The organism is Cupriavidus sp. C3SS-1, from assembly GCF_057073755.1.
Map to the genome: position 1 here is coordinate 330,241 of NZ_CP172701.1, position 17,347 is coordinate 347,587.

Consider the following 17,347-nt stretch of genomic DNA (forward strand, 5'->3'; position numbering starts at 1 on the left):
CACTTCTTGGAGCTTTCCATGTCGTTCAAAGGGTTCAACGTGATCGTCGGTCGTCTGCAAATTCGCGCCATGCGTCAAGTGCCATCGGGGACAGTCCCGGCGCGCCAGTCCGAAGCCGACACTTACCATGTCTACCGTCGCAATGACGACGGATCCTCACAGCTTCAGCATACCGAGGCTGACTTCGATTCTGCCTTTACGTACTGCGCAGGCCGGCAACGGCCGACGCGCCACTAGGCGACCATCCATGAACAAAAAAGCCCGGCAAATTCGCCGGGCTTTTTTGCTTTCTGCGGCTCACTTCGTGCGAACCGCCCACCACAGTCGAAGGGCGCATTCCCACAGCGCGAAGCCGATGCCGAACGTCAGCAGAAACTTGAAAAAGCGGATGATTTCATATTCGACCGACATGGTGGTTTGCCTTTGTTGTTCGTTGGTATGGATTCTACTTTAGCGGCTATCTCGCAAAGTCAAGTCGAGGTCCAGATGGGCTCAGTACCGCGCCATTGCGTCGTTAAGGGCGGCGAGATCAATGCCCGCTAAGAGGTCTGGGGTGCCAGGATCGGTAGCCTCCTGCACGTTTGTAATCACGTTGGGAGGGGAAGGCGGAGTCGTTACCGGACCCCGCGCCTGCGCCTGGGGCTGTGCAGGGTCCTGTGCCAGCATGGCTGGCTCAGGCAAAACCTGCTCGTAAAGTGGTCGGTGCGGGGCGACCTGAGGCGCAGGTTCAGGACTGGTTTGCACTGGCGTGCCCGCCATCGGGGGCCAAAGGAGATTAGAACCACCTGGACTCCCCGACTGGAGGCCGCGCAAAGCCAGCATTCGCAACATGAAGGATCGCTCACGTGCACCCGAGAAGTGCCGCAAATAGGCAAGCAACTCGGGCTCGGACAGCGTCACGGTTATCTGCAACTTGTCCATGGTGTTGTCTTATGCGGTGCGGGTTGCTTGCCTTGCGGCGCCGATCGTATAGAAGCCGCGCACGTTTGCAAAGCAGGGCACATCGATCATGTGGATGACGTTCTGGGGGAAGGCCGCGCGAATGGCCGGTGCATACAGTTGCGCGCCACCGCCCGTCAGAATGATCGACCTAAGGTCATCGGGGCGGCCAACCCGTGTCTGGATTTCCTTGACCGATTGCTGGGTGATCGCCATCGCTTCCTTCAGGTACGGACCCACATCGAGATCCTTCCCGAAGTACACGAGGGGCTTGGACTCGCGGATGGCCTTGTCGATTCGCTCGATACCTTCGATCGGCTGGACTTGATCGGCGGTGATCAGGCTCGCTACCTGTTGGTACACATGTGCCGCACCGCCAAGAACGCCGCCGCTGCGGGTGTCGTCGACGGTGTACCCGTGGGCGACAACCCAGTCAGTGGTGAAGTAGCCGACGTCGATCACGAGGTACGCATTCTCCGGGTCGTACTTCTTGCCGCTCTGCTGAATGTAGCTGATGAGGGTCCCGAGCGGTTGGGGCAGCGGCAGTACGCTGCCAATGTGAATTTCCCCCCAACCGAAGTTGTGGCTGCCGGAAAAGCGGTCCTTCAGATGCTCGGCGTACTTCTGCGTGTTGTGGACCGGTAAGCCGAGAACCAGCCGATCCACCTCACGCGCACCTGCGTAATGCAGGGCGCCGCCGAGCAGCGCCGCATAGTTTGGCGTTGCCGCAAAGTCCTCCGACAACGCCCGCCCTGTGTGCACATGGGCGCCGCTGATCGAAACGTCCGGGCCGACCTCATAACGTGCGCCGTCCACTTCGACGGTAACAACATTGCGGGACTTGAACAGGCCGCCACCAAAATTGTTCAGGGCGGTGTTCGCCGCCAGCGGGGCCAGCGACGGAAACATGTTCATAGTGATGTCGGAACCAAGAGCCCAGGCGGACTTGGTGTTGCCGTAGCCGACGTCGATGGCGATGGTCGAGTGTTTGATATGTTCAATGTGTTGTTTCATGGCTTCCTCTCAGTTAGTTTGGGCTTCTCGGTTCGTGAGCCAGGGGCGGAATTGGAAGGCCCAAGTCGGTCGAAGTGCCACTTGATGCCTTCATGTGGCACTTTGAAGTGCCGCTTCATCTTGGTTCACGTGGCACGATGTGGCACTTGGTGGGGCGTGGGCCTTCGATGTGCCACCAAGGCCTACTTGGTGGCACATCGTCATGACCCACTTTACCGTTGGAAATGCGATGTCAAGGGATCGAAAGCTCGGGAATATGAGATACGTTTCGAGGCAAGCCGAGGTTGCACGTCGACGCGTGGCTCGCTATCCTTGGCACACTTCTCGCGTCCCCGACGCATCGACCTCGCCGCCAGTTTGGCGGCCATCCCAAGCACTGACACTGCCCAAAATGGGTCGTCAGTCGCGTCTATGTACGAGCCGGATATTGATCCGGTTTTTTTTCAATTAAATCAAGTGGACAGTGTCGGATAGTGAGGACACCGGACACCGCGATACCAAGCCGATTTGCGGTCTGTTTGTGAAAGTGGACCGTAGTGTGGACGATTCCGAAGCCGGACACCGGACAGTGTTCGAAGAGTCGCCAAACGAATGAGATACGTCCCTACAGCCTGAGGCTGGGCACGGATCACGAAGCCCGACACACCGCGGCGGAGATGATCTGGCTTCGGGGCGGGGAGCTGGTTGCGAGCCACGACTGTGGCTGACGCAGGCTTCTGAGAGCATGACGATCCGGGGGGCGCTACCGGTACCAGAACGGCGCATCAGGAATCACCCACCACGGCGGAGGCCGCGAACGCAAGGACGACAATCCTGGCGAGCGAGGGCCGGCATCGAAACGATGCACCGGGTGGATGGCCGCGCAGCGGCACACGAGGCAAAGGCCTGTGTGTTCGCGAAGCGGACAGTCACGACGCATTGCTTCCATGCTCAGGGCTGATCGGTTGGCATCGCTAAAGGACAGGAAGAAGTGGACTCCGGCATGGTGGCCGGTTAGCTGGATGCGGTAGTCCGGCGCACCACGTGGTTTAGTGTCGTTCGGGGCGGCATTACACCTCGCGTAGAAGCTCGCCCATTGGGCGGGGCGGAGGCATTCGCTTTGGCGAATCAGGCCGCCGATTGGAGTAACGACGATGAGCAAGGGCATCAACCTCCGCGCGGTACTGGCCGCGTACAACCTCCCCGAAAACTTCAAGGCGGCTTTTGCAGTGTTGGCGTTAGAGCACCTGCACTTGCCGCAAAGCGGAACGCGTGTCAGTGGCCGGTCGCTGTCCCAGCTAACGCAGCGGCAACGGGCACAGGCGCTGCTGAAAATGTTCGTGGATCTGCGCAAGGGTGGCTTCGCGCTGACGACGCCGTACAACCTCAGGCAAAAGCATGTCCAGTGGCTGGTGCAATCCTGGGTGGAGGGACAGAAGCTGGATGTTGGGTCGGTGGAACTGCGACTGACGCACTTGCGCGCGCTCGCCGCGTGGATGGGCAAGACAGCCATGATCGGGAAAATCGAGGACTACGTTGAGCGTCCGGCCGACTACAAGCGAAGCTACATCGCGCGAAAGGATCGATCCTGGGAAGGCAACGGGATAGATGCGCTGGCGAAGATCGAGGAGATTGCGGGGACGGACCGTCACGTCGCGATGCAATTGAAGTTGGAAGCTGGATTCGGCCTGAGGGCGAAAGAGAGCTGGTGTTTGCGACCGGTCCATGACGTGTTGCCGTCCGGACATTTGCACACGGTCGACGGAACGAAAGGTGGTCGGCCAAGGAAGGTCCCGATCGAGTTCATCTGGCAATACGACCTGTTAATCGAGGTTGCCGAATTGGCGGGACAGACGAACCCAACTCGTGGCACGCTGATTCCGCGGCACTACACCCTGAACCAATGGCGGCGGCATTTCTACGCTGTTCTGGAAAAACACGGTGTCACCAAGGACGGGTGTGGCGTGACAGCGCATGGCCTGCGGCATCAGTACTTTCACCAAATGTACGAGCGGATGGCTGGGCAGGCTGCGGCCATCAAGGGCGGCGGGAAGGTGATTGACCGCGAACGGCACGAGGAAGCGATGCGCAAGATTGTCGCGGCTGCTGGGCACAGCAGGCAGACGAAGGCAAACGCATATCTGTCGACCTACTCGGTTCAGGCTGCAGAGTCCCGCCCGGCGGTCACGCCGGAGATGGCTGCTCAGGCGGTGAGAGACGCCGACGGCGTGAAAGCTAAGGCGGCTGTCGCGCTTGGAATCACGCGGCAAGCACTGTACCGAATTTTGGCAAAGCTTCAGACCATCCAAACGGGAGTAATCAATGAAGGACATTAAGCAGCACGAAGATCGCGTGTACGGAACGGACGAGGTGTGCGGCATTCGGGCGAGGGGCATTGGTCCGGACGAGTTGGAGAGTTGGCCCCTGGTGAGCCTGCCCGAGTATGTCATTGCTGTTGCGCGTGCGAGCGCTGCCGACCCGGGGCAGGCCGAGCTGGGCGAACTGGAAGAAAGCGCAAAGGGCCCGACGAGGGTTGCGGACCGAGTGGGGAATCCTTGTGGTCGACTTGCGGCGAAGGGAGACAGATGGACACGTGCTGAGCGTTGAGGCGTTTCTGGCGGCAGATCCCTATCTAGAAGTACCGGATTTGCGACGGAAGGGAGGCGAGGCTGCGGGGGACTACCTCAGCGACCTGATGAACTGCGCCATCCAATTGGGGGCTGGAGGGGAGTTGGTGGAGGAATTGTCCGGGATGGGACTGGAGTGGGAAGACAACTGCCAGACCGGGCAAGTCTTCTTCTTTATCGGTTTTAGCGAACCAGGGCAGGAGCTGGATTTTGCTGAACTTGGCGTGTCGCTCGCATCCTGGCTCGTGGAGTCTGACTTCGACCAGATTGTGAATGATGTTGGAACGCCGGCAGCGTTACGGACAGAGACTGAAAGGAGCCTGCTTGCGATGACGAGGGACAGGCTGCACTAAGTAACGGGATCGAGTGTCGCCGTGTTTTGCTGTGAACAGCGAGCATCGCGGCAGCCGTTTAGCGGCTCAGTGCATATTTCGGACCGGCATTGAAGGTGGCCGGCTCGCCGGACTTCCGCGCGTTCAACCGGTTGAATGCGCCAGCACAGAGGCAAGCGCAGGAAAGGGTGCAATGCCCGGCTGCACGTTACATTGGCATTGCCGGGCTGGATGTCACCACGTATCAATAGGGTGGTCGAAGCTGGACGGCGCGTTCAACCGGTTGAACGCGCTCGCCGAGTCATCAGCGCAGGAAGTTCGGAAGCCAGGGATCGTTATCGAAATGCCCGGTCGCGCCCCACCAGCAGATGAAGAGGACGGCGGCGACAACGCCCACGACTTGGAAGCGGGCCCGTTGATCGGTGCGCAGGGTGTGGATGATCTGTTTGATGCGTTCCATTTTTGCTTCCTGGTTACTGAGGATTGAACACGGCGTGCACGAACGATATCGCGGAGGACTGTCGGAAGGCATAGTGATGCGGCTGGGCCTCGCGCGATGCTGACCGTTCGACGGCGGTGGCCGTGAGTGTGGCGAGACTGACCCGTCGACCCGTCTTTTCACCCGGATGGGGCGTCGGCGCAAGCAGTGTCATTGGCGTATCCCGATAGGCCTTATCCAGGCGAGGAAAAGGATCAACGCCAGCGAAGCCAGCCAGTTCGGCGATGCTCACGACCGCATACGAGGGCGTCGCGTTATTACGGGCCACGTAGGCGGCGGCCCCGACACCGGGCACATAGACCGCCTTCCACAGATAGGTCGGGATCGAGATCCGGCCATTGAGCCGCGCCGCCTGCTGGGCATCGAATGCCGGGCCGGTCACCACGAAGGCCTGACCGTACTCCCGCACCATGCGACGGGTCGACGTTTCGATGTGGCTCCACAGTCGGCGATTGCTGGTCGATGCCTGCGGTACGACGTTCGCAAGACTGAAGCTCTCGGCTTGCGATGCCTGGTCCGGGAAATCACCTGACGGTGCAAGGTGGCCACGATCCAGCCCGGTGCCACGACCATAGTCCGACAGGCGAGCCCGGTCTGCGGCGGGAATCTCGGCCTCCTCGTAGAACTCACTGTCTCGGGGAACAGAGCGGGCGGCCAGTACGGCTTGGGCAGTCAGGTTCTCGGCCGACCAAAGAGCGGTGCGGGTGGTTGCGGACGTCTGCAAGGCATAGCCGCGGTAACAAATGAAATGCGTGCGGCTGGCATAGGCCGACGCCGTTAGACTCGGCTGGCCGTTGGTCCCGAAGACCTGTGGGCAGGTCGTGGTCGGGCCTTTGGCGTAGGCGGCGCTGCCAACGGTGTTGGTGACAGCCGCACTGATGGCGGTTGCGGCGATGGCCGCGGCAAGGAACAGAGGTTTGCGCATCGTTAGGAGCTGGAATGGCGATACCCCTATCTTGCCAAGCCGAGCGGGAAGTCAAGGGGCCGACTTCTTCCCCGAAGAAAAAGAAATCGGCGGGCTGCTTTCGGGAGCGCAATCGAGGGCGCGTGCGAGAAATTCTTCCAGAATGATCGTGCCGCCAACCAGCTCTTCTGAGACCGTTGCCGGCAAGGCGTCGATAGGCTCGATGTGAACCCAGGGGCGACCGTCGATCTGGACGAGCTTCGCGCGGCGCATCAGTTTGCGATAGCGGTCGGCGTCCCGGAGCAGCGTTTCGGCGGGCACCAGGTCCTGGAGGAATGGCTCAGGCTGCAACAGCTTCTCCGCCAAGGCGGCAAACAGCGGCCCGCGCTCTTCCCAATTGTCTTCGTTGCGAGCGATAAGTGCGAGCACTGTGCCGAGGTCGGAACTGGATAGCTCCCTACGGACGATCCCTGACAGCTCGTGTTGCGCGGTCGGCCGCAGGGTCACGCGCGTATTCCAGATACCCCGGAGCACGGCGTGAGCTTGGTCATACCCGTCGTCGATGGATTGGGGTGGGGTGGACATGCCGCAGCCGGTGCAGACCATGACCGCCTCGAAGCGGTTGGCAATGAATCGAGGCTGGCTGTCGCAGTGGGCGCAGTTGAGAAGGTCGTCGGCCATTGTCGGGCGGATTGGCGGGAGTCAGGCGCGCATTATGCCAACTTCCGAAAGCGGACTGCCCATTCGAGGCTAGGTGGTGGGCGGCCGAAGGCCAAGATACTGTTCGCTGATGGCGAGCAGTTCAGTAATCGCTTGTTGCAAGGATTGTTCCGGGATTGCTTGATTCTGTTGTGCTCCTGGTGTCGTTATCGGCACGCCGGCAGCGCGGGTAAGTGTGTTGAGGTGATCCTGCAGGTGGGCGGTGTCGTCGCCTACCAGTTGCTGGAATCCCGGAGCCGCCTCGTGCATCGCCTCGGCCGCGACGCGGGCAGTGTACCGGCCCATTTCCGGATGCTGCCTTGACAGGCAAATCTTCGGCGTAGGCTGGTTGCATCACCGGCGCCTCCTGTCCGGTGCCTTAGATCAACCATGCCCGCATCTATCCCTTCCCCCTCGAACCATCAGGGCCCCGACAGCGCCTCGCCCGCATTGCCGGATACGCCAGCAGCCGCTGACGACCTCGAGATCACCGCCGGCGGCATCCTGAAGATCATGCCGTGAGCGCGAATTACCAGCTTTGGGCGTGGCGAGGCCATGTTACAGCCTGCATTCAGCGTAGCCGCCGAGGCCCCTGGCGCGTTCCAGAGCGCGCGCGTAGTCGGCGGGGGACTCCAGCACCTTCTCCAGGTCGTGTTCCTCACTGCCGATGCGAACTGTGATCATTCTGTGTTCCCTATATAGAGTGGTCAGACGCCGGCATGGCGGAACATCGCTTGCAGGCTGCGATCGATCCCCGAAATGTCCAGCGTGTGCTGCGCCCGTGTCAGCGCGACATAGAGCAAGCGCTTCTCGTCGGCCGGCAGCGTCTTTCGGCCATCGTCCTCGCGGCGGAAGCGGAAATCATCGGCCAGCGTCACGGTGGGCCATTCCAGGCCTTTGGCTCGGTGCACGGTCGACACGACGTAATCGGCCTGGTCTTCTGGGGCGATGGCGGCAAGCAGCTGCCGCAGGTAAGTCGGGCCTTGCTCGTCAATGAGCTTGACAAGCGGCTGCAGGTCGCGCCCGGCGAAGGATTCGGCGTATTCCTGCACGTCGAGCCAGTTCTCGAACAGGGAAAGGGCGGCTGGGTAGTGCGTGCGCTGGCCAGCGAGCAGGCGTTCGGCGCCGTCGATGAAGGCCTCCAACTCCTCCTTCTTGGTCCGGGCAGCCACCCTGTAGCCGCGCTGCAGGCCTTCGGCAACCTTGGCGAGTAAGGTGGTGTTCTTGCGGCACAGGATCGCGTTTGGCCGGATCTCGGCGGGTGCCGCGTGCTGCACGACGCGCGACGCGATCGCGGCCTGGCCGCGTACCGGAAAGTCCTCGTCCATCAGGCGTAGCATGCGGCTGGCAAGGCCGGCGATGGCGCTGCCGAACCGGAACGATTCCGTGAGCCCCTTCACCGGCGCCTTGATGTGGTCCATCGCGTTGACCGCGCCGCGCCATTCGTAGATCTGCTGGTACGGATCGCCTACGTAGACGACTTGGGACGACTGCCCGCGCAGCACGGACAACATCAGACCGTCGGCGTCCTGGGCCTCGTCGAACAAGATGAAATCAGCCGGAATGCGAGGGCGGCTCAACTGCCACAGCTTCACGTAGGTTGCGTGACTGACTGCGGCTACACCCCTCGGGTCGATGCTCTCGCGCCAAAGCGTTTGGACGTGTGGCAGCAGTTCCGCGCGCAACGCGTCAGCCAACTCCTCTTCGATCAGCGGATCGACCGGGATATGCCGCGCCTGGGGCTCGGCCTGCGCCGACGAGCAGAAGCGCGCCACGCCGTCCATCACCATGCGGCCCAGCTTGCCGGTGGTCAGTTCGACGGTTTTGCCGATGGTCGTCGGTACCTTGAGTGGGCCAAGGCCATAGCGCATGGCCATGGCGTGGGCAGGCTCCACTGGATATTTGAGCTTGCGGGTAATGTCCGGGGAGGTCGAGCCGAACGCAAGCGAATGCACGGTCCGGCAACGCGTGTTTGCGGGGAACTTGCGCTGCGCTTCCTGGGCGATGTCCTTGTTGAAGGCCAGATACAGGCCGCGAGCGCGTGGCCGTGCCTCGGACGCCATTCGGAGAAACGTCGTCTTGCCGGCACCAGCGTAGGCTTTGACCTTGAGCGGGCCGCCGGCGGAGACCGCGGCGACCGCATCAAATTGTTCTTGGGTTGGCTGCATGCTCAGACTGGCAACGCTTCCTGCACCGGCATCGCAGCCGCGCGGGCCGCGCGTGCCGCATTGTGTCGGGCTTGGCAATCGGCGACACGGCGCGCCTGGTTACCGCTTTCCACATCTACCATCCAAGAGAAGTACGTGGAGGTAGTCGGGCCAACCCATGTGGCCCACTTGGCGCGGATGACGGCCCGAACATCCTCGGGCTGCGCGAAGTAGATGCGGCGAGCGTCGCGCCAGCACTTTGCATTGAAGGCGCGCATGCTTTGCTCAAACGCCTCGCCGCGCACGGTACGGCGGTCCAATTCCGCGTCCAACGAATGCTGCTCGGCGGCGACGTGATCGGAAAACAGCGGGTAGCGGTCACGCTCGCGGGCCTGCTTGCGCGCAAAGGCTGCTTGCCGGCGGGCGTTGAAATCGATCGGATTGTGGCGTTCGTAGCGAGTGAAGCGCATGGTAGGGATCGGATGATGACGTAATGAATCCAGCATATCGGCCTTCCCGCAAAGTCAAGGCAGCCTCTGGACCCATCGCCGCAAGCACCATTTTGCGTGCGAAGAGGGGCGAATCGTCCGGCGAAAGGCGTATGATTTCGCACGTCTTTCGCCGGATAGCCGGCATATTTCGACAAAAAACTCCCATGAAGGAAATCGACCTCGGTAACCGGCCGCGCGACGAGCGGACCCAGATCGCCTCGGGCGAGCCGCTCTACCGCGAAGTGGACACCATTGATGCGTTGACCTTCCGGCGTCTGCTGGATCGGGTCTTCTGGCACCCGCCCGCCGAAGTGCTGCGCTTCGAGGTGCGCGCCATCCCGTCGGAGCAAGGCAGTGAGTACACGGTTACAGCGATTCTGGGCGACCAGGGCGAGGTTTGGTTCGACGCCGATGCCGTTCCCGCTCGTTGGGATGCCATAGCCACGTTCGAGTTGTCGTGGGCACTGTCGCAACTGCACGCTGCACAGCACGGGTTGGATCTACGGGGCTTTGAGAAGCCCGGGGGCAGGCCGGGGAATGAGCGCATGCCCGACTACTCGTCGGTCCAGGACCCCGCCGAGGTCGCGCGTCATCGCTGGAATGTCGTGAACCGCCTGCGCAAGGCGGGAATCGCGTTGAAGTAGCGCAGGGGGCTTTATCGCGGGCTGGCTTTGCGCTATCCTGCGGGCTACTTCCGCGTCTCAGACGCATCGACCCGCCGATCCGTTGGCACATGTTTTTTTCACCCATTGGGGCTTTGTCCCGATGGGGCATGGCTCCGTCTTCGGTCTGGATCCATCATGCCTGTCGTTCACGCTCGTGAAACTGCCATCGCCATCGCTGCGTTGGTTGTCATTCTGTTCGTTGCCCTTTTCTTCACTGTCACCACGGTGAATCTCTCCCTGCTCGCCATGCAGCTTGTCTCATGCGCGACTATCGGCCTTGCCGTAGCCTCCGCATGGGTACTCACCAAGTTCGCACAGCTGTCTGATTTGGCCTGAAGGCCGCCATACCTTTACTTCACCCGCGCGGGAAAGCCTCCCGCACGGGAAGGGCTATTTCGCGCACTCTTTTGGGAGTACGCCATGCAAGCCGATTGGACTGCTGTCAATGTTGTGCGCGATATCCTCGGTGACGAGAATCTCGCTTTTGAGGTAGCTGCTTGCAGCCTCGATCAAACGCTCGTCAAGGCCGGAGACTTCCCGTGCTTCGGCAACGGGCAGCCCTCAGCCTTGGCAGTATGCGTTGTACGCCGAACCGAAGGTATTCCCTCCGGAAATTGAACTGCCTGATCTTGGTGGAACGGATGCGATCAGCATTGCGGCCGCTGCTCACGAAGCGCACCATGCCCTTCTGTGGCAGCGCCATCGCGACGACACCTTCAGGGACGAAGGCCTCACGAACGAGCTCGCTGCAGCATGGTTGGGCCGGAATCTCACCGGCTTCAAGCTGCACGCTGCGAGCGAGTCGATTCTGCTCAGCAACATTAGTTACGGTCTGAACTGACCGCCATTCCCGCACGAACCTTTGGTTCGTGCGGCTTCCATTTTGCCTGGCCGGGAAGCATCCCAGTGGGGCGCTTCCCGGTCATTGGGCCTTGTTCCCAATGGGGCATGGCTCCGCCTTTCAAAGGAAATGCCATGCGTTACCAGAAGACCATTAGCACCGAAGTTGGTCCTGTGCCTTGTGACGAGTGCTGTGCCCAGGTCGGGCAGGCGGATTACGAAGCCCAATCGCGTTTGGAGTGCGCTGTCTATATCCGGCAGCTCCAGCGTATCTTCGGCAACCCGGACCCTGCCATCCTGTCGTTCGTCCGCCAAGGCTTTCCGCATGACTTCGGCAGCTATCACGAAGTCGTCGCCGTGATGACGGCCGCCGGCGCCGAGGTGTTCGACGAGTCGATGCTACCGATGACCTGGGACCACATCGCGCGCGCGGAACTTACCTGGCTGCGGATGCAGGCTCAGTGGCGTGAGATGGTTGTGGCAGGGGCCGCTGAATTGATGGACGTGCCGCAATTGTTTCGTAGCAACGAGATTCCAGACTTCCCGGACCATCCGGTCGCGGGCTGGTGGGCTATGGGCTTTGCGCCCATGCCTAGCGGGCCGTCGCTCTGCCTCCATTAACGTCCATCTGGACCCAATCTGACCCCCGCGGGAGACTCCCGTGCGGGTGCTCTCCCAGTTCCAGGAGAGACCATATGTACAACGAAATCATCGAGCGCTTCATTGCCGCTCAGAAGGCTGCGCGCGCGGCGTACCTGTCCGTTGCCGCATTCGAACGCGAGGTACTGGGCGACGTCCCTGAGCACTATCGGACGGTCGAGCTGCGTACCGAGTACAAGACGCGGGACGAAATCCGCAAAATGTGCAGGACCCTCGCCGGAAACGTCGTAAATCGCGCCCGGCGCGATTTCGCCCCGCCCGGCAGCCGCCTCGACATCAAGGATCACGACGAGCACGAGATCGCTGGGTTGGATATCGAAGACGCCTTGAACAAGGGACGCATTCCCGATATCGACCGTTTGTGGTCGGTTTGAACCGCAAGTCCGAAGTGAAGCGCACGGCGTCAGCGATCATCCTTCGCAAGACGGTACATTCGGAAGCCGTTATCAGATCCAGCAGCCGACGGGTCGGTCACTACAGCACGCAATTTACCGCGGACTGTCTCTCCGGTCTGGCGACCTTCGCAGGCAAGGCTGGCTTCCCCCAAATCCAGGCGAATCTCAGCCGCGTGAACCTCTATGACCTGACGTATGACTACAGGGAGAAATGGAGCGTGCCGGGCCTGGACGTGGTGTTCTTCAAGGACGCGTGGGAATTCAAGTTCTCGCACGAGGTCGGCAACGAGCTGATGCTGTTCGTCGGTGAGTATGGCCAGGAAGCCCTGAGGGAGCGTGACTGATGTACAACGCGCTGATTCAGAAGTTCCTCCGGGCCTCCCCGTCGAACGGGCCTGCCGAGACGAAGAAGTTTTGCCGACGGCTTGTGGCAAACATGATCGAGCGCGCCAGCATTCAGTTTGGTGTGCCGGACATGCCGCTGGCGATTGATGAGACCCGCATTGCTGTCGCAGACTACCCCAACATCTGGGAAGCAATCGGGGCGGGGATCACCCCGGACCTTGATCGCTTCTGGGATCCCCTGAGCGAGACGTACGAGCCGACGGGTGTCGCGATGGCCTACCGACAAGCGGCAACAACGCTGGTCGACGGGCTGCATCTGACCCATCCCTCATCGATCCGTCGCACGGCGAGAACGGCGCGCATGCGTCTCCTTGCCGACTCCGAATCGGCTGCCACCGATGGTCGGCCATTCCGACGCTTGACGCCGGTGTCGCTGGAGCCGGTCGGCGCTGTGGTTGTATCGTTGGTGATTGCAGCCAGGCAGGCGGGCGCATGGCCTTTAGCCGGCTGCCTCCGGCAGTTTGACTATGGCGAGCCGTTCCTCGCGCAGCGGCGCAGGACCTTCCCGGAGCTCGATGTCGTTCAGTTCAACGAGTACTGGGAGTTTCGGTTTGACGTCGCACTCGCTGACCGGCTCATGCAATTCGTGAGCCAGCATGCAGGCATTCCAGCCTGTCGGTTTTCCTCATAGTCGCTTGCGACTGCCCTTCAACTGCCCCGTCATCGACGGGTTTTTTTTCTTTATTGGAATCCAGTATGAACCATTGGTAGAGCCCTTGCGGGCCATTGTCAGTCTCGGTTCGCAGGCCGAGAAGATTGCCCACATGGGCGAATTGCACGCGGCGCGCCAGCGCCATCTTTCCCAGTTCTTCACGCCCGATGCTATCGCGCGCTTGATGTGGGGCGAGGTCTGCGGCTGGTTGCCGGAGCGCAAGGTATCCATCCTCGACAACTCGGTCGGGTCTGGCCGCCTGCTGCAGTTCGCGGATCCGGCCAAGTACAGCCTCCACGGTGTGGATGTGCATGCCCCAACGATCGAAGCAGTCCAGCATGCCGTGGAAGCCGCCGGCTTCGATGGCAGTTTTCGGCACGCTGGGATGGAGGAAATCCACCCGAAGCGCTTCGATATTGCCCTTATCAACCCGCCGTTCTCGATCCACCTTGAGTCGCCGCATCTGAAGCCATACGACTGCACCACCTGGGGCCGCTTCGGAGCTAACACCAGCGCCCTGAGCCATGAATATGCGCTGTCACAGGCGCTCGACGCGGCTCAGATCGTGGTGGCGCTGCTGCCGACGACCTTCGTCGACAAGTTCGCCAACCTGATAATCGCCCACGGCGAGCCGTTTAGTGATGCCGCGAGGCGCGTGGTCGGCGTATTTGACCTGCCCACAAGCGCGTTCCGAGAGGAAGGCGCAGAGGTGCGTACCTCCATCGCGGTGTTCGCGCGCTTCCGGATGCGAGCCCGCGATTTCGTGCGGCAAGCCGTGTCGGATCTGGCCCAGCCGCTGCCCGCGCTGGAACTGCAAGCCGACGATCGTCTCTATGGCAAGCCGCGACTGGCCCACCAGTTGCTCGACGACGAAGGGCCCGCCATCACGCGCCCGGTAACCTCGCAGAAACGGGTACGCATCGCGCATGACGGACGGCGCATCGTGTTCGGTTTCGAGTGTGGATTCACCGAGGCCATGGTGCTCAACCGGGTGCTGGAGAGCCGGATCGTGTCGCTGGAGGGCCAACGCCTGCCGCGTGGTTTTCGCTATGCCGGTACCGGTCGGTTGGACCTCGAGACCTATCTGGCGCAGGACGATCCAATCGGTGCGCTCGACCGGCTCATCAAACTGGTGAAGTCAGCGGGCGGTGAGCCGGAGTTCGCGCCGGGCTTCCTCGATCACTTCCGCCGCCGACTGCGCCGCAGCGCCCGTCAGGCGCTGCCTCTTCGCCACGCTGTATGGACCACGGGCGCGGGGCAGGCCGACACGATGGTTGGTGCTGCGACGAAGTCTCATGTCGTGGATCCGACCTCTTGGGGTAGCCCGGTCATCAAGGCGGGCCAGGAAGTGCGCTTCGACCGGCTGCCCGATGGCAATTACGCCTACGAGTGCGCGGGAAAGCTCTATTCGATGTCCCTGGATGAGCTTATGACGCGCTTCACCGTTGAGAGATCGGCCCAGGCATGGGAGGTTGTCCACGAGGGCCTGCAGCGCCGCTACCCCGAGCAAGCAAACCACTTGCGCAAGCGGCTGCGTGCGTTGGCGATCGACAAGTGGCTGGACTGGGCCAACGGGAGGACCTGGTCGAGCTGCTGCTGAAGCCCAACGGAGCCGTGGCCGCGTGGGAGCAGGGGTGCGGCAAGTCGCGGCTCGCTGCGGCGCTGATTCTGCTGTCCGGGGTCAGGCACGGCCTGATCGTGATCGAGGCCCGGCTGGTGCCAGAGATGCGCGCGGAACTGGCGCTGATCCTGCCGCCAGGCGACGTTCACGTCATCCAGTCGCCAGAAGATCTTGGTGCGCTCGGTCGAATCAACCTGATTGCCTATGAGCGTTTGCGCATGCCGGTATGCCGAGAGGCGTCTCGGCGCGTCACATATGCCCACCGGTTGCGCCGTCGCGTTGGCCTGCTGGTAGCGGACGAGGGCGAGCGGCTGTCGAACCCGGCCAGTGACCAAAGCCGTGCGCTGTGGCAGCTGTCGGCCAGGCGCCGCTACATCCTGACCGGCAGCCCCATTGCCAACTACCCGCGCGACATATTCGGGTTGATCGCTTTCACGGGAGGCGATGGCACGGCGGCTCAGCCCTACGGCTACCGGCGAGGCTATCTGGAAGCCAACTGGCTCGCTACGGTGCAGCACGCCGAGCGAGGCATTGACCGCTTCCGCAACGACTTCGTCGTGCTGGAGTGGGTGCCGTGGGAGTTTGCGGAGAGCCTGCAGGATGGGGCGAAGCGCGAAGTGCCAAAGATCGGCAACTTGCCGCGGTACCGGCAAATGCTGGCGCCGCATGTGAAGCGCCGATTGGTGTGCGAACCGGATGTGTCGCGATACATTCAGTTCGACCCGCCGGCAGTGGAGGTGGTCGAGACGGAATGGGATCCTGCGCACCTGTCGCTCTACCTCCGTACGGCGGACGAGTTTGCCGAGTGGTACCGGGACATGCGCAAGGTCGAGGGGAAGTCCAACAACCTCATCGCCATCCTGGCACGCATCCGGGCCGTGCACTTCGCCGCCAACTACCCGCAGCATGGGGTCGATGGCGTCGGCGGACTGCGGCAGCTCACCAGCAAGCAGCGCGCCGTGATCGAGCGAATGGAGGAAATTGCGGGCGAAGGCAAGCAGGCAATTCTGTTCGCGGAGAACCCGGGCGTGATCAACCTCATCGCCCGGCACTTGAAGGCGAAGGGCGTTGACACCGTGCCATTCCATGGCGGGATTCCGATTGCGAAGCGCGTGGCCGACAAGGACAAGCGATTCGTGAGCGGTAGCGCCACGGGGCTCCTGTGCACCAAAGCGTCCGGCCGGGCTGGCTACAACCTGCCCAATGCCGACTATGTGCTCTTCTACGACCGCTCGTGGACGTGGCGTATCGAGTATCAGGCGATGCGGCGCGCACTACGGTGGAACCGGAAGGGCCAGCTGAAGGTGGTGTACTTCCATTTGCCCGGAAGCATCGACGTCTACCAGGACCAGATGATTGCGCACAAACGAGACGCCATGGAGGCGGGCTTGGACTGGGCAACCCCGGAACTGGATGACGAGGCATTCCTGCACATCGATACGCTGTTGGACGATTTTGTGGACGATCTCGCCATGCTGCACGGCCGCAAGGCCCGGGATCAACGTGAACTTTTGAAGGAGGCCGCATGAAGGCTCAAGACTGCAATATCGCCGTGGGCGAAGGAGTGGTGACCGTGAAGCGCCGCGGCACTCGCGGGACCACCGTGGCATCCATCCTGGGCACCGTTGAAGCAGACGGTGTAGAGGTGATCTGCCTGGACCGGCTGGTGCACGGCACCCACGAATCGGAGCTGGATGGCTGGCAAGTCGCCGGCGCCGTCACCACGCTTTTGTCGCGCCCGATGGGCCCACGCCGGCCGATTCGCTGATGGCCACCCTGGCGGATCGCAGTACGCGGTCCGCCAGTGGGTCATCGCCGCAAGGACCGCGCTGGACGCGGACCTATTCGGCGAAAGAGGTAGCAAATTGGTGAGCTTTCGGCGGACGAAAACGCCTGAGCGCACGTTATGATTGACTTCAGTGGCGCTCCCGCTACTGACCCGACCTCGTAAGACTCACCCTCCCCACATGCGGGAGGGTTTTTTTGTCTTTTGGCCAGTGCCTGGCAGGCAGAGATCGGCCAACAACAGTCACTGCTCCTTCCGGCTCCGATGGCCGATAGCAGCCGCGTTCTGACCGTTCGGAGAACTGAGATTTCAGTCTTCACCAAAGACACACTAAGTTACGAGGTCTGACACCGCCGACGACGGCCCCGACGGCATCAGGCACGAACGCAGCCTTGAGAAATTCAAGAAATTCTGCCATCGCCCAGGAAACAACGGAGTCGTAGTCACCGTGTCGGCCGTCGCCCCACGCAAAACCTCCGCTTAGATCTTCGCATGATGCTAGAAATGCTGGAAGGTATCTAGCTGCTTTGATCGCCATCGCCATGGCGACGGCCTCGATCTTGTGGACATCCTCGCTATCCCGTTGCAATTGGCGTCTCTACTGTCTTACACATGACAATGTGCCTCCTCTCAGCACGGTAGCTTTCAGTCTGACGCTTACACCAGGCCATCAGGAGCGAACTGAAGCGTCT

General features: G+C 61.7%; 22 protein-coding genes. 14 read left to right on the forward strand and 8 right to left on the reverse strand.

Annotated elements, in window-relative coordinates; genetic code table 11:
- The first annotated feature begins 18 nt into the window (after window positions 1-18).
- Entirely contained in the window at window positions 19-237 is a 219-nt protein-coding gene (locus ACIGJC_RS30040) for a hypothetical protein (RefSeq protein WP_483714568.1), read from the forward strand.
- A gap of 693 nt (window positions 238-930) precedes the next feature.
- On the opposite strand, the gene ACIGJC_RS30045 is transcribed toward ACIGJC_RS30040, so the two are convergent.
- On the reverse strand, window positions 931-1,953 hold the full coding sequence (locus ACIGJC_RS30045; protein ID WP_483714569.1) for a PRTRC system protein D: 1,023 nt from the start codon (window positions 1,951-1,953) through the stop codon (window positions 931-933).
- Between the two features lie 1,133 nt (window positions 1,954-3,086).
- Between ACIGJC_RS30045 and ACIGJC_RS30050 the strand changes: the two genes are divergently transcribed.
- Both ACIGJC_RS30050 and ACIGJC_RS30055 read left to right on the forward strand, forming a co-directional pair.
- A complete protein-coding gene (locus tag ACIGJC_RS30050; protein ID WP_483714570.1) occupies window positions 3,087-4,268 on the forward strand; it encodes an integrase domain-containing protein in 1,182 nt (393 codons plus the stop codon).
- A 257-nt stretch (window positions 4,269-4,525) separates the two neighbouring features.
- Window positions 4,526-4,912 (forward strand): hypothetical protein, encoded by a 387-nt coding sequence (locus ACIGJC_RS30055; RefSeq protein ID WP_483714572.1) that lies wholly within the window; start codon window positions 4,526-4,528, stop codon window positions 4,910-4,912.
- A 283-nt stretch (window positions 4,913-5,195) separates the two neighbouring features.
- On the opposite strand, the gene ACIGJC_RS30060 is transcribed toward ACIGJC_RS30055, so the two are convergent.
- The 4 genes from ACIGJC_RS30060 to ACIGJC_RS30075 all read right to left on the reverse strand — a co-directional run bounded on the left by ACIGJC_RS30060 (window position 5,196) and on the right by ACIGJC_RS30075 (window position 7,299).
- Window positions 5,196-5,351 carry a hypothetical protein gene (locus ACIGJC_RS30060; RefSeq protein ID WP_483714573.1) on the reverse strand — a complete coding sequence of 52 codons (156 nt, stop codon included), beginning with the start codon at window positions 5,349-5,351 and terminating at the stop codon, window positions 5,196-5,198.
- A gap of 13 nt (window positions 5,352-5,364) precedes the next feature.
- Window positions 5,365-6,315: a DNA/RNA non-specific endonuclease gene (locus tag ACIGJC_RS30065; protein WP_483714574.1), complete on the reverse strand. Its 951-nt coding sequence runs from the start codon at window positions 6,313-6,315 to the stop codon at window positions 5,365-5,367.
- A gap of 51 nt (window positions 6,316-6,366) precedes the next feature.
- Entirely contained in the window at window positions 6,367-6,975 is a 609-nt protein-coding gene (locus tag ACIGJC_RS30070) for a hypothetical protein (RefSeq protein ID WP_483714576.1), read from the reverse strand.
- Window positions 6,976-7,044: 69 nt separating this feature from the next.
- A complete protein-coding gene (locus tag ACIGJC_RS30075) occupies window positions 7,045-7,299 on the reverse strand; it encodes a hypothetical protein (RefSeq protein ID WP_483714578.1) in 255 nt (84 codons plus the stop codon).
- 84 nt (window positions 7,300-7,383) lie between these two features.
- On the opposite strand from ACIGJC_RS30075, the gene ACIGJC_RS30080 reads away from it, so the two are divergent.
- On the forward strand, window positions 7,384-7,515 hold the full coding sequence (locus ACIGJC_RS30080) for a hypothetical protein (protein WP_483714579.1): 132 nt from the start codon (window positions 7,384-7,386) through the stop codon (window positions 7,513-7,515).
- A 36-nt stretch (window positions 7,516-7,551) separates the two neighbouring features.
- Here the strand turns inward: ACIGJC_RS30080 and ACIGJC_RS30085 are convergent, their stop codons facing one another.
- From ACIGJC_RS30085 to ACIGJC_RS30095, 3 genes are read right to left on the reverse strand one after another with little or no spacing between them, the layout of a single operon-like run.
- Complete coding sequence (locus ACIGJC_RS30085; RefSeq protein ID WP_483714580.1) at window positions 7,552-7,677, reverse strand: hypothetical protein; 126 nt, start codon at window positions 7,675-7,677, stop codon at window positions 7,552-7,554.
- A gap of 23 nt (window positions 7,678-7,700) precedes the next feature.
- Window positions 7,701-9,161, reverse strand: coding sequence for a 3'-5' exonuclease (locus ACIGJC_RS30090; RefSeq protein WP_483714582.1), 1,461 nt, complete (start codon window positions 9,159-9,161; stop codon window positions 7,701-7,703).
- Window positions 9,162-9,163: 2 nt separating this feature from the next.
- On the reverse strand, window positions 9,164-9,646 hold the full coding sequence (locus ACIGJC_RS30095) for a hypothetical protein (protein ID WP_483714584.1): 483 nt from the start codon (window positions 9,644-9,646) through the stop codon (window positions 9,164-9,166).
- A 149-nt stretch (window positions 9,647-9,795) separates the two neighbouring features.
- Here ACIGJC_RS30095 and ACIGJC_RS30100 point away from each other — a divergent pair, with 149 nt between their 5' ends.
- The 10 genes from ACIGJC_RS30100 to ACIGJC_RS30145 all read left to right on the forward strand — a co-directional run bounded on the left by ACIGJC_RS30100 (window position 9,796) and on the right by ACIGJC_RS30145 (window position 16,637).
- Window positions 9,796-10,275 (forward strand): hypothetical protein, encoded by a 480-nt coding sequence (locus tag ACIGJC_RS30100; protein ID WP_483714585.1) that lies wholly within the window; start codon window positions 9,796-9,798, stop codon window positions 10,273-10,275.
- A gap of 156 nt (window positions 10,276-10,431) precedes the next feature.
- Complete coding sequence (locus ACIGJC_RS30105; RefSeq protein ID WP_223999917.1) at window positions 10,432-10,632, forward strand: hypothetical protein; 201 nt, start codon at window positions 10,432-10,434, stop codon at window positions 10,630-10,632.
- A 244-nt stretch (window positions 10,633-10,876) separates the two neighbouring features.
- A complete protein-coding gene (locus ACIGJC_RS30110) occupies window positions 10,877-11,137 on the forward strand; it encodes a hypothetical protein (RefSeq protein ID WP_483714586.1) in 261 nt (86 codons plus the stop codon).
- A 134-nt stretch (window positions 11,138-11,271) separates the two neighbouring features.
- On the forward strand, window positions 11,272-11,757 hold the full coding sequence (locus tag ACIGJC_RS30115; RefSeq protein ID WP_483714587.1) for a hypothetical protein: 486 nt from the start codon (window positions 11,272-11,274) through the stop codon (window positions 11,755-11,757).
- A 74-nt stretch (window positions 11,758-11,831) separates the two neighbouring features.
- Window positions 11,832-12,170 (forward strand): hypothetical protein, encoded by a 339-nt coding sequence (locus ACIGJC_RS30120; protein WP_483714588.1) that lies wholly within the window; start codon window positions 11,832-11,834, stop codon window positions 12,168-12,170.
- Between the two features lie 194 nt (window positions 12,171-12,364).
- Entirely contained in the window at window positions 12,365-12,535 is a 171-nt protein-coding gene (locus ACIGJC_RS30125; protein WP_483714589.1) for a hypothetical protein, read from the forward strand.
- Window positions 12,535-13,227 (forward strand): hypothetical protein, encoded by a 693-nt coding sequence (locus ACIGJC_RS30130; RefSeq protein WP_483714591.1) that lies wholly within the window; start codon window positions 12,535-12,537, stop codon window positions 13,225-13,227. Before ACIGJC_RS30125 ends, ACIGJC_RS30130 begins: the two co-directional genes overlap by 1 nt.
- Entirely contained in the window at window positions 13,193-14,848 is a 1,656-nt protein-coding gene (locus ACIGJC_RS30135) for a DNA methyltransferase family protein (protein WP_483714592.1), read from the forward strand. The genes ACIGJC_RS30130 and ACIGJC_RS30135 overlap by 35 nt, the downstream gene beginning before the upstream one ends.
- Window positions 14,803-16,398 carry a helicase-related protein gene (locus ACIGJC_RS30140; protein WP_483714594.1) on the forward strand — a complete coding sequence of 532 codons (1,596 nt, stop codon included), beginning with the start codon at window positions 14,803-14,805 and terminating at the stop codon, window positions 16,396-16,398. The genes ACIGJC_RS30135 and ACIGJC_RS30140 overlap by 46 nt, the downstream gene beginning before the upstream one ends.
- The gene (locus ACIGJC_RS30145; protein WP_483714595.1) at window positions 16,395-16,637 is read left to right on the forward strand and encodes a hypothetical protein; all 243 of its coding nucleotides are present in this window, start codon (window positions 16,395-16,397) and stop codon (window positions 16,635-16,637) included. Before ACIGJC_RS30140 ends, ACIGJC_RS30145 begins: the two co-directional genes overlap by 4 nt.
- Window positions 16,638-17,347 lie beyond the last annotated feature (710 nt).

What these genes read in the sequence shown, in the direction of transcription:
- ACIGJC_RS30040 (WP_483714568.1), top strand. Translation starts at nt 19, where the DNA reads ATGTCGTTCAAAGGGTTCAACGTGATCGTCGGTCGTCTGCAAATTCGC.
- ACIGJC_RS30045 (WP_483714569.1), bottom strand. Translation starts at nt 1,953, where the DNA reads ATGAAACAACACATTGAACATATCAAACACTCGACCATCGCCATCGAC.
- ACIGJC_RS30050 (WP_483714570.1), top strand. Translation starts at nt 3,087, where the DNA reads ATGAGCAAGGGCATCAACCTCCGCGCGGTACTGGCCGCGTACAACCTC.
- ACIGJC_RS30060 (WP_483714573.1), bottom strand. Translation starts at nt 5,351, where the DNA reads ATGGAACGCATCAAACAGATCATCCACACCCTGCGCACCGATCAACGG.
- ACIGJC_RS30065 (WP_483714574.1), bottom strand. Translation starts at nt 6,315, where the DNA reads ATGCGCAAACCTCTGTTCCTTGCCGCGGCCATCGCCGCAACCGCCATC.
- ACIGJC_RS30070 (WP_483714576.1), bottom strand. Translation starts at nt 6,975, where the DNA reads ATGGCCGACGACCTTCTCAACTGCGCCCACTGCGACAGCCAGCCTCGA.
- ACIGJC_RS30075 (WP_483714578.1), bottom strand. Translation starts at nt 7,299, where the DNA reads ATGGGCCGGTACACTGCCCGCGTCGCGGCCGAGGCGATGCACGAGGCG.
- ACIGJC_RS30080 (WP_483714579.1), top strand. Translation starts at nt 7,384, where the DNA reads ATGCCCGCATCTATCCCTTCCCCCTCGAACCATCAGGGCCCCGACAGC.
- ACIGJC_RS30085 (WP_483714580.1), bottom strand. Translation starts at nt 7,677, where the DNA reads ATGATCACAGTTCGCATCGGCAGTGAGGAACACGACCTGGAGAAGGTG.
- ACIGJC_RS30090 (WP_483714582.1), bottom strand. Translation starts at nt 9,161, where the DNA reads ATGCAGCCAACCCAAGAACAATTTGATGCGGTCGCCGCGGTCTCCGCC.
- ACIGJC_RS30095 (WP_483714584.1), bottom strand. Translation starts at nt 9,646, where the DNA reads ATGCTGGATTCATTACGTCATCATCCGATCCCTACCATGCGCTTCACT.
- ACIGJC_RS30100 (WP_483714585.1), top strand. Translation starts at nt 9,796, where the DNA reads ATGAAGGAAATCGACCTCGGTAACCGGCCGCGCGACGAGCGGACCCAG.
- ACIGJC_RS30105 (WP_223999917.1), top strand. Translation starts at nt 10,432, where the DNA reads ATGCCTGTCGTTCACGCTCGTGAAACTGCCATCGCCATCGCTGCGTTG.
- ACIGJC_RS30115 (WP_483714587.1), top strand. Translation starts at nt 11,272, where the DNA reads ATGCGTTACCAGAAGACCATTAGCACCGAAGTTGGTCCTGTGCCTTGT.
- ACIGJC_RS30120 (WP_483714588.1), top strand. Translation starts at nt 11,832, where the DNA reads ATGTACAACGAAATCATCGAGCGCTTCATTGCCGCTCAGAAGGCTGCG.
- ACIGJC_RS30130 (WP_483714591.1), top strand. Translation starts at nt 12,535, where the DNA reads ATGTACAACGCGCTGATTCAGAAGTTCCTCCGGGCCTCCCCGTCGAAC.
- ACIGJC_RS30135 (WP_483714592.1), top strand. Translation starts at nt 13,193, where the DNA reads ATGCAGGCATTCCAGCCTGTCGGTTTTCCTCATAGTCGCTTGCGACTG.
- ACIGJC_RS30145 (WP_483714595.1), top strand. Translation starts at nt 16,395, where the DNA reads ATGAAGGCTCAAGACTGCAATATCGCCGTGGGCGAAGGAGTGGTGACC.